This window comes from Paenibacillus sp. 2003, from assembly GCF_031455635.1.
GTDB lineage: Bacteria > Bacillota > Bacilli > Paenibacillales > Paenibacillaceae > Paenibacillus > Paenibacillus amylolyticus_B.
On record NZ_JAVDTB010000007.1, the window covers coordinates 170,150 to 184,873 of the forward strand.

Annotated in this window: 8 protein-coding genes; 7 read left to right on the forward strand and 1 reads right to left on the reverse strand. The window is 47.6% G+C overall.

The genetic code is table 11. From position 1 onward, the window contains the following. Positions 1-134: 134 nt before the first annotated feature. The 5 genes from J2X75_RS23755 (at position 135) to J2X75_RS23775 (ending at position 7,876) form a co-directional block, all read left to right on the forward strand. The gene (locus J2X75_RS23755; protein ID WP_310340752.1) at positions 135-2,858 is read left to right on the forward strand and encodes a stalk domain-containing protein; all 2,724 of its coding nucleotides are present in this window, start codon (positions 135-137) and stop codon (positions 2,856-2,858) included. Positions 2,859-2,905: 47 nt separating this feature from the next. Beyond that, complete coding sequence (locus tag J2X75_RS23760; protein ID WP_074092506.1) at positions 2,906-4,066, forward strand: sensor histidine kinase; 1,161 nt, start codon at positions 2,906-2,908, stop codon at positions 4,064-4,066. A 7-nt stretch (positions 4,067-4,073) separates the two neighbouring features. Next, positions 4,074-4,796: a response regulator transcription factor gene (locus J2X75_RS23765; RefSeq protein WP_026081439.1), complete on the forward strand. Its 723-nt coding sequence runs from the start codon at positions 4,074-4,076 to the stop codon at positions 4,794-4,796. Between the two features lie 357 nt (positions 4,797-5,153). After that, a complete protein-coding gene (locus J2X75_RS23770; RefSeq protein ID WP_036612497.1) occupies positions 5,154-5,531 on the forward strand; it encodes a hypothetical protein in 378 nt (125 codons plus the stop codon). Between the two features lie 455 nt (positions 5,532-5,986). After that, positions 5,987-7,876 (forward strand): helicase-related protein, encoded by a 1,890-nt coding sequence (locus J2X75_RS23775; protein WP_483874290.1) that lies wholly within the window; start codon positions 5,987-5,989, stop codon positions 7,874-7,876. A 30-nt stretch (positions 7,877-7,906) separates the two neighbouring features. Here the strand turns inward: J2X75_RS23775 and J2X75_RS23780 are convergent, their stop codons facing one another. Further along, positions 7,907-8,320 (reverse strand): hypothetical protein, encoded by a 414-nt coding sequence (locus J2X75_RS23780; RefSeq protein ID WP_310340759.1) that lies wholly within the window; start codon positions 8,318-8,320, stop codon positions 7,907-7,909. Here J2X75_RS23780 and J2X75_RS23785 point away from each other — a divergent pair. Further along, on the forward strand, positions 8,300-8,890 hold the full coding sequence (locus tag J2X75_RS23785) for a ComF family protein (RefSeq protein ID WP_310340762.1): 591 nt from the start codon (positions 8,300-8,302) through the stop codon (positions 8,888-8,890). The two genes, J2X75_RS23780 and J2X75_RS23785, sit on opposite strands and share 21 nt — an antisense overlap. A 332-nt stretch (positions 8,891-9,222) precedes the next feature. Next, positions 9,223-14,700 (forward strand): fibronectin type III domain-containing protein, encoded by a 5,478-nt coding sequence (locus J2X75_RS23790; protein WP_310340765.1) that lies wholly within the window; start codon positions 9,223-9,225, stop codon positions 14,698-14,700. Positions 14,701-14,724 lie beyond the last annotated feature (24 nt).

Sequence of the window (14,724 nt, forward strand, 5' to 3'; positions counted from 1 at the left end):
GACAAACGTAACTTTTTCCACAAAAAGCAGTCTATTAATAGAAGAGTATACTAGAGATCTCGCTATCTGCTGCCTACTTGGCAGTGTTCGTGATGTCTAAGATTGATATACAAGATGGGAGAGACGTTTCAGACATGCTGGGGAAACATGGGAAACAGCTGGAAGACGTTAAGGGCAGTAAGGTGAAGAAATGGGCGATTGTGACGCTGGCGGGTGTGATCTGGATTGCACCGGTGATGAGCGCAGGCGGGCAGATGTGGTCAGTCACTTCGTGGCAATCGGTGGCCGCAGCAGCATCTACAAATACAAGCAAGTTGAGTGAAGAAATTCTGACTTCGGGTGCGAAGCTCATGAAATACAGATATACAACAACACGTTCCGGTTCCAAGGTCAACGTACTGGCGGATGTAATACAGGTGGATCTGCAGAACCCGTATGTGAAGCTGGATGTGATGACAGGCAAGGGTGGTAATCTGAACAGTAAACAGAGCACAGGTGCCATGGCTAAGGAAAATGGTGCAGTAGCTGCTGTGAATGGCGATTACTTCAATGTATCCGGGGAACTCGCACCCATTGGTGGACAGGTCTCCGATGGCGTGCTGGTCTCCACACCCTCTGAGCTGTCAGGCATGTATGCCCTCACGGTGACCAAGGATGGCAAACCGATGATCGACGAGTATTCCTTTGATGGGACTGTGAAGGCGCAGGATGGTTCAACCTTTGCTTTGCGTGGGATAAATAAAGAGGATTATACGGTAGAGTCAGGTGCGGTGAAATATAGTCATGCCAACTCGATGTATATTTATACACCTGCCTGGACGTCTACCAAACGTCCGAATGACCCTTCCACAACGCCGACAGAGGTTCTCGTGCAGAATGGAGTAATCACCCAAATCTCGGATAAAAAAGCGTTAAACATGACGGTGCCAAAGGATGGGTACATTTTGCGTGCGCATGGAACAGCGGCGACATGGATCATGAGCCATCTATCCGTGGGACAGACCTTGGATGCGGATTACAAACTAAAAGGTAAAACAACCGGGCAATCGGTCGATCCAAGTAATCTGGAAATGATGATTGGCGGTCACACCATTTTGGTGAACGGTGGAAAGGCAGCTTCCTTTTCCCGTGATATTGCTTCTTCCGGCATCGGTGGCATTCGTGCAAGAACGGCAGTAGGATACTCCCAGGATGGTCGGTATGTCTACATCATCGCCGCGGAGAAAAACAGTAACAGCAGCGGGATGTCGCTGACGGAACTGCAATCCTTTATGACCAGTGTGGGTGTCTGGAAAGGCATGAACCTGGACGGAGGCGGCTCCACAACGATGGTAACCCGTCCGTTGGGTGAGCAAACCGCTGATCTGACGTTCAACACAGAGTATGGCACCGAGCAACGTCAGGTTGTAAACACGCTGGGTGTGTTCTCTACGGCTCCTGCAGGTAAACTGAAGGGCTTTGCCGTGAGTGGTAGCCAAACGTTGCTGGTGGGACAAGAGGGCAAGTACACAGCCAAAGGATATGACACCTACTACAACCCGATTGCAACAGGTGATATCAGCATGTCCTGGAAATCCAGCAACAACAGCATCGTGAGTGTTAGTAACGGCACGATCAAAGGCGTGAAGCCAGGTACAGCAACGCTGACGGCAACGAGCAACGGAGCTTCATCCTCCATTAAAGTATCGGTACTGGGTGGAAGTGAACTGGCTTCCCTGACAGCAGGATCAGGTCTCGGTTCGCTCAAAGCAGGCACAACGATGTCCATCCCGGTGACAGCAACGACGAAGAGCGGACAAAGTGTCACGGTTCCGGCGGACTCGCTGACATGGGAATTTATCGGGTTCAAAGGTAAAGTTACGGCTGACCAATTAACCGTATCTTCCGTCAATTCAGGTGCACAAGTAGGATATGCGATTGGTCGTTATGATGGGTACAGCACAGTCGTAGTACTCTCGGCTTCTGCGAGCGAAACGATCTGGGAGAACTTCGAAAACGTGAATTATCCGATCAACTTCACGACGAACGCAGCGGGTGTAACTGGTTCGGCGACCGTTACAGCAGGAACTGGTGAGAAAGCTGGCTCCAATGTACTGCAACTCGGTTATGATATGACAGCTGGAACAGGCAAAATGTACGCTTATGCACAACTGAATGGTTCTACCGGCAGAGAAGTATCTGCTGCAGCTACATCGATGTCGATGGATGTTATGGGAGATAAGAGCCTAAACTGGTTGCGTGCCGAATTCACGGATGCCAATGGCAAAACGGTATATGCCGATCTCGCCAAGGCGATTGACTGGAACGGGTGGAAGAAGCTGAGCGTGGACCTGAATGGACTGAACATCGCCTATCCAGCGAAGCTGAAGCGGGTCTATGTGGTGAACGTGGAAGAAGGTCAGGATGAGCGTGCGAAATCAGGTATGGTTGCTTTTGACAACATCGCATTCACGATGCCTTCCAAGTCCAGTGAAGTCGGATTGCCTACGGGAACAGCTTCGCTTGTGCTTGGACAGAAATCGATGACGGTGAACGGAACGAAAAAAGCGATTGATGCAGCACCGGTTCTGAAAAATGGTACGACGTATGTGCCAATCAAACATGTTTTGGACGCTTTTGGTGGTCAGGCAAGCTGGGATAGCAAAAATCAGCGGATCACGGTATTACGTGGTGGCAAGCTGATTGATCTGGTTGTAGGGCAGAAAGAATTCATTCTGAATGGTAAAAGACAGAGCGCAACTGTTGCACCATACGTAACGGGTGGTAGGACTTTAGTCCCGCTTAGACTCGTTTCCGAGCAACTTGGTCTGACTGTAAAATGGGAACAGAAAACGAAGACCGTTACCATCTCATCGTGATATGGTATGATATATACCGGAAACGATAGAAATGGAGTCGAACAAACGTGGATTTACAAGCCGATGCCATAGACCGCGTCATTAAAAACGCCATACAAGTCATGGAAAACAGCAAATATCAAATGTTCGAAATTATGGACGCAACTCGCGATGAGCTGAAAACACTCAACGAGGAGTTAAAGTCGGTGCTGAAGGAAACGGCGGAAACGATCGAGAAAGTAGATCAATTGGAGCTGAACTACCGCCGTTCCCGGATCCGGCTGACTGAGGTTAGTCGCGACTTTGTCCGTTATTCCGAGCATGATATTAAGCAGGCGTATGAGAAAGCAACACAGCTGCAGCTGGATCTGATGATTTATCGTGAGAAGGAAATGTATCTGAAGGCCCGTCGGGATGATCTGCAAAAGCGTGCCAAAAATGTGGAAGCTTCTGTGGAGCGTGCCGAGACCATCGGTTCGCAGATGGGTGTTGTACTCGAGTACCTGTCAGGTGAACTGGGTCAAGTGACCCGGATCATCGAATCTGCCAAAAATCGACAAATGATTGGTTTGAAAATAATTTTGGCCCAGGAAGAAGAGCGGAAACGTATTGCTCGTGAAATTCATGACGGGCCTGCACAGATGCTCGCCAATCTAGTGCTTAGGACGGAAATTGTAGAAAGAATGCTCATTAAGCAGGATTTTAAGATGGTCCAGGCCGAAATAGTAGATTTGAAAGGCCAGGTTCGTTCCAGTCTTGAAGAAATGAGAAAAGTTATTTTCAATCTGCGTCCTATGGCACTGGATGATCTGGGACTGATTCCAACGCTTCGAAAGTACGTGCAGGATTTTGAGGTAAAAACGAAAATCCGGTCGCTTTTTGAAACAAGAGGTAAGGAACACCGTTTATCTTCCGCGATGGAGGCAGCGATCTACCGCCTCGTGCAGGAAGGTCTGTCGAATGCTGCAAAGCATGCTTATCCCACTTATGTTGTAGTGGAAATTACATACCAGGCTCAGCTCGTCAAAATTGTCGTTCAGGACAATGGGCTTGGGTTCAAACCGGAGCTTCTTGCGAAGAAAAGCAAGGATCATACCCACTTCGGTCTGATTGGGATGAGAGAACGGGTTGAACTGTTAGAAGGAAGAATAGAGATTGAATCCGGAGAAAATCAAGGAACCAAAATAGTGATTCATATCCCGACAAACGTGGATAAGGGAAAGGAGTAGCAGGATGATGGAAAACCGTGATACTGGTAAAGCATCGATTAAAGTTCTTTTGGCTGATGATCATCAGCTGTTCCGTGAGGGACTGAAACGCATTTTAAATATGGAGGACGACATTGAGGTCATCGGCGAATGCGGCGATGGAATTCAAGTGCTCGAATTCTGCAATCAGGATAAACCTGATATCGTATTGATGGATATCAACATGCCGATCGAAAATGGGGTTGAAGCAACGGAGAAATTGCGTGAGCTGTTCCCTGATGTAAAAGTGATTATCTTGTCCATTCATGATGATGAAAGTTATGTGTTCGAGACGCTTCGTAAAGGGGCTAACGGATACTTGCTGAAGGATATGGAGGCCGAGTCTCTGATCAATGCGATTCGTTCCGTGCATGAAGGACATGCGTTCATTCATCCGAAAGTAACGGGCAAACTGATCATGCAGCTGCGTCGTATGACGTATCTTAATGAAACAGGGGCAATGAGTGAAGGAGCTTCGAAGGAAGCAGGCGTTAAATTTGTCGCTGGCGACAATAACCCGCTCACACGTCGTGAGGCTGAAGTATTGCGTTTGATGGCAGAAGGTAAGAGCAACAAAATGATTGGTGAATTCCTGTTCATCAGTGAAAAAACGGTAAAAAACCATGTCAGCAGTATTCTGCAGAAGATGGAAGTGGACGACCGTACACAAGCTGTTATCAATTCGATCAAGTATGGTTGGGTTACGCTCTAATACCTTATGTTTTTCGTAAAGCAGTATTCTTACGGTAAGTCAGTCCATTGGTTGATTCGACCTTGACGAAGTATAGATTGGTGTTCACTCGCGCCCTTTCCAGAATGTTGGATTGGTCTGCGGGTTAATGGACTTTATCACTGCAAATGAGCAAAGTGTAAGGTTGTGCGGAACATATGTTCAAGCTTAGGCGTGAATGAATGACCTGGCCTGTCTTTCTTCGTCCGGTGTCGATCAGAATGGAATATGAGTGATAGGAAATGCAAGTGTAACCCTTCAGGAAGTACAGCATATACTTGTTGTATACAGGGATGTTCGCCATGGGTGAGCATGACCTTCCGAGGAGGTGCAGTTGCCATGGTTGCTCATCTGACTATGATTCTGCTCATATACTTCCTGGCGGCAATGGCCGTTCATGCCATGCACCAGCGCCATCTTTCCCGTCCGGAATCTGAAGGTTTCGAGCAGATCCTGCTCATCCCTTCCAATCAGGCAGGGCGGATCGAAGGCATTGTAAGAGAACTTTGCCGGGAATTGTTATACCGTGGTAAGAGCTTCAGATTAACCGTTGTTGCTGATCGTACAGAAGCGGAAACGATTACGATTATTGAAAAGCTTATGCAAAGGCAAGGAATGGAGACATCTTATCTGCCTGCTGTCCCTGCTGATATTGAAAGGGTAGCACAGACCGATCACACTTTTCGCCTGATTGATTTGCGTGAGTCTGAGCAATAAATCATCATGTGAACGGAAATGGGATTAACATTTCACAGATCTACAGTGAAAAGATTACAGCAGAAGCTGTAGTCTTTTTTTGTAATTGTAGCCAAGTCTGCTTTTAAATTAAAAATGGGTTTTTATGCAATCTATGGTTATTGCCTGGATATGAAGAGTTCTTGATCACAGAAATAAGCTTTTCGAAGTCAGAACTCTTAATTTAAAAGTATAGACGATTCAGATTGGAAAAAGTTTCGCAATTTTATAGAAAGATTCTGGTTATTAGAAGAATTGGTGTGATGGAATCATCTTGTGTGACTAACCTTGTGGTGTAGAGATTCAATTGGTATAGTGATAAATAGATTAATCATAAGAAGATGGAATATGGACATGAAGCACATGCTCCGGCGAACAGCCGGGTTGGCATGTGCTTTTTTTGCGTTCGGAAAAATTACGATGGGGGAGGAGAGTAAATGAAAGTTGCCTTATATGCGTGCCGTGTAGAGGAAGGGTGGAGCATGGTACTATCACTCGACATTCGAGTGGATGTGGCTTGGTGGCTCGAGGGAGGAAGTGGGCGACATGTGCTGCGCTGGTTGCTGTTAGGTGCGGCGTTGCCGTTAAGTCAGGCATCCTGGTTGGTTGAACATTTTGAGATGGAGCGAGGTATGGATCAGTGGGGTGAGCGCGAATGGCAGAGTTATCTTGCGCGGAAGTTGGATATGTATGAACTGGCCTCGGGGGAAACAGAGGCCAGAAAAGGCATAGCGGGCAAAGCGAATAGTGCCGCTGTGCGTCGCTTTCAGGTAGGCGGGATGCCCGAGCCGTATCCCGCCGTGCAGTGGGCTCAGCTAGAGCGGGACGCGGCCCTGCTGGATGAGCGGATCAGCGGCCGCCAATTATTGGCGGCCGAGGTGGAGGCGTTGCTGGCGGATACCGCCCAGCCGCCAGGGGAGTGGCGCGCGGCTGCGCAGCTCGCGCGCTTGCATGGGCGGCTGAGTATCACAGCCGCCCTCGAAGGGCCTGCCCCGCGCCGACGGCGCGCGTGGCTTGGACGCGCGCGGAGCGCGCCCCGCTGCCACCGTTGTGGCAGCGAAGCCAGGCAGCGCGTGCCCTGCGCTGCCTGCGGCCTGGCGGCGTGCGCCTACTGCGAGGCTTGCCTCGCGCTGGGGCGCAGCCGTGCTTGTGCGCTGCTGCTACGCAGTGCAGCGCAAGGGGCCGTGCCACGACGCGGCGAAGTACCGCGTGGCACGGCCTTGGCCCCCACCGGCGGCGGGCTCGCCCGGTGGGGGCTTAGCGCAGCGCAGAGCGCGGCAGCAGCCGCGGCGCTTGCGTTTTTGGCCCGGCCACCCGCAGGGGATGAGCCGGGGCGGTTCTTGCTGTGGGCCGTGACCGGGGCCGGCAAGACCGAGATGATTTTCCCCTTGCTCCAACATACATTGGATCGTGGTGGACGAGCTTTAGTCGCTACCCCTCGCAGAGATGTGGTGCTGGAACTGGCTCCGCGTCTGGCGAAGGCTTTTCCGGACACCTCGCTCGCTACCCTTTACGGAGGCAGTGACGAACGTTGGAAAGACGCTCAACTGACGCTCGCGACCACACATCAACTGATGCGTTTTTATCAGGGGTTTGACCTCGTGATCATCGATGAACTGGATGCCTTCCCGTACCATAACGATCACATGCTCGCTCACGCGGCTGCATCTTCCTGTAAACCGAATGGCAATTTTGTCTATTTGTCTGCTACCCCACCAGCTCGGCTACAGAGGGAAGCATCGCAGGGAATACTCACTCATGCCAAAGTTCCAGTACGTTTCCACCGTCATCCTTTGCCTGTGCCAAGATTGATCAAGATGATTACCGTTGCTGAATGTATTAGGAAACGAAATCTTCCTTCTGCTTTGAAAACTAACATCCAAATTTCATTGAAGCGTGACGCCCAGGTATTTGTGTTTGTGACACGCATTGCCCAGATTGAGACGTTTGTGAACCTGATGCGTCATACTTTTCCCGGAATCCATATCGAAGGAACTTCATCTCAGGACCCCGATCGGGCTAGCAAAGTTACAGCTTTTCGTGAACGCACAATTCGTCTGCTCGTAACCACCACAATTCTGGAGCGTGGCGTGACCATTCAGCGCAGCGATGTTTTTATATTGGATGCAGACAACGGTCTCTTTGATGAAGCTTCACTGGTTCAGATGGCGGGCAGAGCAGGGCGTTCCATGGATGACCCGGCGGGTAGAGTGGTTTTTGCATCATCTCGTCGGACACGTTCACAGGTGAAGGCCGTTGCACAAATTCGGAAAATGAACACCATCGCTCGTCGCAAAGGCTACCTGCATCCGCCATCCCAGACATAATTGTTAATTGTTACTGTCTAAATATATAAATTAATATCCATATTTCAAAGTACACACAGCGTATAGTTCCCTACATACCATTAGATTCCCCAGACCAGATTGGAGGTTTGCACCATTATGTTTAACTGGCTCAGCAACATGACCGATCACGCTCAACACCTTACCGAACGCCTTCATCATCTGCTCGCCCCACCGGGAGCGACTTGTTTGACATGCGGCACTCGGGCGATCCTTTCCTCGCTCTATCCAGGTATATGCCCACGTTGTGTGAAGCAGATTCCATGGATTCGTTCCATCCGCTGTCTGCGTTGTGGTCGGGGTGTCGGATGCCCGGACTGTGCTCGTCCACATAAGCAAAACCGTTCTTTTATCCTCAACCGCAGCGCCGTACAATACAACGCTCTTATGAAAGAATGGATTGGCATGTACAAATTCAGAGGCCATGAACGATACGCGCCGCTCTTAACCGCGCTGTTGATTCAAGCCTTTCGAGCGATGAGCGATGAACAGAATTCTGTTTTGGCAAAAGAACCCCCAGCCCCCGTGGCTCATCTCGCCACGCCTGTTCAACAAACGAAGCCGCAATGGCGGCCTGACGCGGTCACCTATGTTCCGGTGAGCAGTGAGCGCCTGGCCGAGCGCGGCTTCAATCAGGCGGAGCGGCTAGCTGCTGGGCTCGCCACCGCCTGCCGCCTGCCTATCGTTGATCTGTTGCAGCGCCAGATCAATACCACCAAACAAAGCTTCAAATCACGCAGTGAGCGTATCGAAACGATGAAGAATGTTTTTTCCATCAAGCCGGATGGCATGCAGTTAATTGAAGAACTGTACAGGGGATCACATCTACCAACGCAAAAGGGCATGTCACCTGCCGAACCCATACAGATCCTGTTAATCGATGATATATACACAACTGGGAGCACCTTGGACGCTTGCGGACAGGCCATCTCGAATGCTAGCTTCTCCATGGAGTTTCCGGTCGAGGTTTACACGCTGACACTTGCAAGATCCTAAGCAGTACCTCCAAATTAATGAATGACTGCCCAGTATTCTTCAGCCACTTTAGATGGGTGATCTGTGCTTTTGATTAAATAGTAGAAAGGAGACAGGAGACAGGAAAATATGTTGTTTTATTAATCCTAGGTAGGTTAATACGTGTCTCTACAAAATTTATACCGTTTGAAATATAGTTGTTTGATGAAATTATAAATGAAAGCGTAGTAAGAAATTTTTTACATGTAAAAAAGAGGAATTGGTTTTCTCGCGCAGAATAGATAGTTTTGCCGTTCACCACAGGTGACAGCATAGGGAGTGGCACAACATATCTGTTGAAGGGGAGAACAAAAGTGGTCGCAGGAAAAAGAAAAAATGGATTTTACTTATGGACCGTCCGTCTACTAGTATTCATGCTGGTATTCGGACAGTTTGGCGTGTACGGGGGGAACCGGGCAGATGCCGCAACGAGTAATAGAATTATCGCATCCAGTAATGATTATCGTTTTGTATTATCAGAACAGAATGGAAATCTGATGGTGAATCAGAAACCGGTTGATTTGGGTTGGGTCAGATCATACAGCTTTTCAGCAACAGGGTATTCATTCTCAAGAAGTCAGTCTATTAGAGGAACAGTTGAAGATATGACCAATGTTACCTTTGGTAAATATACTTCTACCTATACTGGGCAAGTAACTAATGCATTTATCGTTGACTTTTCCGAGGTTTGGGAATATTACAGTACCATGGAATATAGACAATCAGGTACGAATGTAGGTGTTTGGGACATTTCCAGAGTCGATGAATTTGGGATGGAAACTCCCAGATATGTACAAAGTTACGAAGCCTCTCAACTTAGTTTGGTGATTAGTGCGGATACGGGCGCTGTGGTAGATTTTGTATCCAACCTTAATCCATATTACACACGCAAGGCAGAATCATTCAGCTTTGTTAAGGAGTCGGGAACAAAGGAGCCAATTACTACGGTTCCTGCTATTCCAACTGGCCTGGTAGCCACTGCGAATGATGCGACGATCAACCTTAACTGGTCAGCTGCACAACAAGCGGTTCAGTATGAGATTGAAGAAAATGGTGTAACTAAAGGTCCGTTTTATGGTCTGAACTACACAAGTAGCCCTTATAGAAATAATACGAACTATACTTACAGAGTACGTGGTATTAATCAAAGAGGTGCAGGTGAGTGGAGTGATCCATTCTCTCTGAGAACTTTGCTTGAAAAACCGATCTTAACCGTAAAAGGTGAAGAGGGGAAGAATACATTGAATTGGAATTCCGTTGAATTTGCAGATCGATATCAATTGCGAATTGACGGAGGAGAACCTATTGAATTGGGCAATGTGAATTCATATGAGCATGACGATTTGGAGGCCAATTCAACACATACCTATGTGCTGAAAGCTTTCTCAACTGACAATGAAAGTTTATGGAGTAAGTCACTAAGTCAATTGACAGTACCTAACCGTGCAGATGGCCTGAAAATTACAGATGCTACATTGAATAAATTGTCTGTATCCTGGACTGCTGTTAAGGGAGCCACTGGATATGATCTGGAGATCAATGGGGCGGTTGTTGCGGTAACAGGAACAACATACAACAAGACTGGACTTGCAGCCAATACAGAATATACCTTCAGAATCAGATCCAAAAATTCTGGTGGGTCAGGAAGTTGGAGTGATCCAGTAACGGGCACCACTCAATTGAGCACACCTGTAGTTCAGTCTAATGCCACGGCGGAGGAAGTTGTGCTTGTGTGGGCTCCAATTGAAGGTGCATCTTCGTATGAGATTGAAGCAGATGGAGTTGTTTCTTCAGGTTTAGAAGATCCAATCTTTAACCACACCAATCTGACACCAGGCACAGCGCATAAATATCGTGTGCGGGCAATCAATGAGACGAATACAAGTGCTTGGACAGCAGTAGTGACGCAAAATACCTTGCCTGGCTCTGTCAGTGGGTTGAATGTGAGTGCAGTCACCAATGCAGCCATTACGGTAAAATGGAATGCGGTTACCGGCGCTACAGGCTACGATCTGGAAATTGACGGCACACCGATTTCTTTGACAGCTACAAGTTATACGAAGAGTGGACTCGCCGGAAACACGGAGCACACTTTCCGTATTCGTTCGAAGAACGTTGCAGGTGCAGGAGCCTGGAGCGAAATAGTAACAGGTCGTACACAATTTAATCTGCCTGTATTGAAGGCATCCTCTGAGGAAACAGCAATCACATTGACGTGGACATCCATACCAGATGCTACTGCATATGAAGTTGAAGCAGATGGTGTAATTGTTGCGAATATAAGTGAATCAAACTACACACACGAAAATATATTACCAGGTACTTCTCATAAATATCGTGTTCGTGTAGCTACTGACAATAACACAAGTGCTTGGACAGCTGTCCTGACACAGAGTACATTGCCTGCAATAGTATCAGGTCTCAATATAGCATCCACAACGAATGCTGCAATTTCCTTGAAATGGAGTGCAGTGACCGGTAGCTCTGGATATGACTTGGAGATTGATGGAGTGGTAGTTCCAGTTACTGGTTTAACATATACGAAGAGTGGTCTTGCAGCGAATACGGACCATACATTCCGTATACGTTCCAAAAATACGGCAGGTGTGGGTGTGTGGAGTGACGTGGTAAGTGGTACGACTCAACTTAATACGCCTGTTCTGAAAGCATCTTCCCAAGAGGATGCAATTACAGTAACTTGGGCAGATGTTACTGATGCAACCAAATATGAAGTGGAGGCTGATGGTATTGTTGTAGCTACGGTTACGGCGCCAGTCTACACGCACGAGAATTTGACCCCAGGAACAACGCATAAGTATCGTGTAAGAGCCCTGACGGAGTTGAACGTTAGCCCGTGGACTGTACTTCTCACTCAGAATACTTTACCGGGTTCAGTCACAGGGTTGAGTGTAACCTCTGCAACCAATGTCGCTATCGCTCTTAAATGGAATGCCGTAACTGGAGCAACGGGTTACGACTTGGAGATTGATGGCACGGTAGTAGCTGTAAGTGGATTAACATACAATAAGACAGGTCTTGCAGCCAATACGAATCATACGTTCCGCGTTCGCTCTAAAAATACGGCAGGTGCCGGAGCGTGGAGTGATATCATTGATGGTACAACATTGTTGAATACCCCTGTTTTAAAAGCTTCCTCGGAAGAGACTGCTGTTACAGTAACATGGGCAGATGTATCAGATGCGATCAAGTATGAGATTGAAGCAGATGGATCAACTATCGCAACAGTTAATGAGCCAAAATATGTGCATTCGGGTCTCCAGCCAGGAACAGCGCATAAGTATCGTGTAAGAGCACTGACAGATACAAACAATGGCGCATGGACTGCTGTTTTAAATCAAAATACACTACCAGGTTCAGTAACAGGGTTGGGCATTACCTCTGTAACGAACACAACAATGGGTTTGAAATGGAATGCTGTAACCGGAGCAACAGGTTATGATCTTGAAATTGATGGCACGGTAGTAGCCGCTACTGGATTAACATACAACAAGACCGGACTTGCGGCTAATACGGATCATACGTTCCGCGTTCGCTCCAAAAATGCGGCAGGTGCTGGGACATGGAGTGACGGGGTAAGTGGCACAACGTTATTGAATACCCCTGTTTTAAAAGCTTCCTCGGAAGAAACTGCGATTACATTGACATGGGCAGATGTAACAGATGCAACCAAGTATGAGATTGAAGCAGATGGAGTCGTTACTGGAACAATTAGCGAACCTAAATATGTTCAAACTAGTTTGCTTCCAGGAACGGCGCATAAATATCGTGTACGTGCACTGACGGACTCTAATACAGGTGCCTGGACTGCGATGCTGACGCAAAGTACGATACCTGCATCAGTTACTGGTTTAAGTATTAGTTCTGTTACCAATGTAGCCATTGCCTTAAAATGGACGGCAGTAACGGGAGCAACAGGATATGATCTTGAGATCGATGGTACAGTTGTACCAGTAACGGGAGTAGCTTATACGAAGAGTGGTCTTGTGACAAATACGGATCACACGTTCCGTATTCGTTCTAAAAATACAGCAGGTGCAGGTATATGGAGTGAGATTGTAGATGGCACAACTTTACTGAACACACCTGTTCTGAAGGCTTCTTCTGAGGAACAAGCGGTCACGTTGTTATGGCCTGAAGTTAAAGATGCAACTAAATATGAGATTGAAGCGGATGGAGTCGTAGTGGGTATTGTTACGGAGCCTACTTATACTCACAATAATCTCATAGCTGGAACAGCGCATAAATACCGCGTACGCGCTCTGACCGGAACCAATGTTGGAGCCTGGACTGCGGTCTTGACACAAAATACGTTGCCTGGTTCTGTTACCGGGTTAACGGTAACAAGCATAACGAGCACAGCTGTTGCTCTGAAGTGGAACGCAGTCTCAGGAGCGACAGGATATGACCTTGAAATTGATGGTACGGTGGTACCTGCTAGTGGAGTGGTTTACACCAAAACGGGACTTATCGCCAATACGGATCATAAATTCCGTATTCGTTCCAAGAATACTGCTGGGGTTGGGGCTTGGGGAGATGTAACAGATGTTACAACCCAGTTAAACACACCTGTTTTGAAAGCAACATCAGAGGAAACCGCTATTACTTTGACTTGGGTTGATATTAAAGATGCAACTAATTATGAAATTGAGGTAGATGGGGCAATTGTTTCTACAGTAACTAGTCCCTCATATGTTCATAGTGATTTGCTTGCAGGAACATCGCATACCTATCGTGTGCGTGCATTAACGGATAAGAACAGTAGCGCTTGGTCTACAGTCTTGACTCAAAGCACTATGCCAGGTAGTGTGACCGGATTGAGTATGAATTCTGCAACAACAGTAGCCATTGCTATGAAGTGGAACGCAGTTACGGGAGCAACAGGATATGATCTGGAAATTGATGGTAAAATAGTCGCTGTAACGGCTGTGGCTTATACCAAAACAGCACTTCTAGCCAATACAGATCATACCTTCCGCATTCGTGCCAAAAATGCTGCTGGCATTGGTAGCTGGAGTGAGATCGTAACCGCCTCGACCCAATTAAATGTACCAACAACGCTGAAAGCTGTACCTGAAGAAACGGCAGTTACGCTGACATGGAATGAAATTGCTGGTGCAACAAAATATGAGATCGAGGCAGACGGCATAGTCGTTGCTACGGTAAGTGATCTTTTGTATGTCCACAATGGATTACTTGGTGGCACCATTCATAAATACCGTATTCGTGCCCTGACCGACACCAATGTGAGCGCATGGACAGCAATATTGTCGCAAACTACGCTACCTGCCAGTGTCTCAGGTTTAAGTATTAACTCTGCAACCACAGCGGCTATCGGGCTGAGATGGAGTGCTGTAACTGGAGCTACCGGTTATGACCTTGAGATTGATGGTACGGTGGTTGCCGTGAGTGGAGTAGCTTATACGAAGAGTGGACTTGCACCGAATACGGATCATACATTTCGAATTCGTGCCAAAAATGCTTCTGGTGCGGGAGCTTGGAGTGAGCTTATAACGGGAACGACTCAATTAACTACAGCTGTGCTGAAGGGAACTTCCGACAGAACGAATGTTATTCTGACGTGGGACGCAGTTGTGGGAGCTTCATTTTACGAAATTGAAGCCGATGGACAAATTGTGGCAACGGTGAGTGATGTAACGTTTATTCATTCTGATCTGTTACCGTCCAGTGTGCATAAATATCGTATTCGGGCATTCAATGAACAGAACACAAGTGTATGGACTTCTGTTCTAAGTATTAAAACATTGAATTAATGAATTAAATTGGGGGAACGGGCT

Coding starts and splice junctions, on each gene's coding strand:
- J2X75_RS23775 (WP_483874290.1), top strand. CDS start 5,987: ATGAAAGTTGCCTTATATGCGTGCCGTGTAGAGGAAGGGTGGAGCATG.
- J2X75_RS23770 (WP_036612497.1), top strand. CDS start 5,154: ATGGTTGCTCATCTGACTATGATTCTGCTCATATACTTCCTGGCGGCA.
- J2X75_RS23755 (WP_310340752.1), top strand. CDS start 135: ATGCTGGGGAAACATGGGAAACAGCTGGAAGACGTTAAGGGCAGTAAG.
- J2X75_RS23780 (WP_310340759.1), bottom strand. CDS start 8,320: ATGGCCTCTGAATTTGTACATGCCAATCCATTCTTTCATAAGAGCGTT.
- J2X75_RS23765 (WP_026081439.1), top strand. CDS start 4,074: ATGGAAAACCGTGATACTGGTAAAGCATCGATTAAAGTTCTTTTGGCT.
- J2X75_RS23785 (WP_310340762.1), top strand. CDS start 8,300: ATGTACAAATTCAGAGGCCATGAACGATACGCGCCGCTCTTAACCGCG.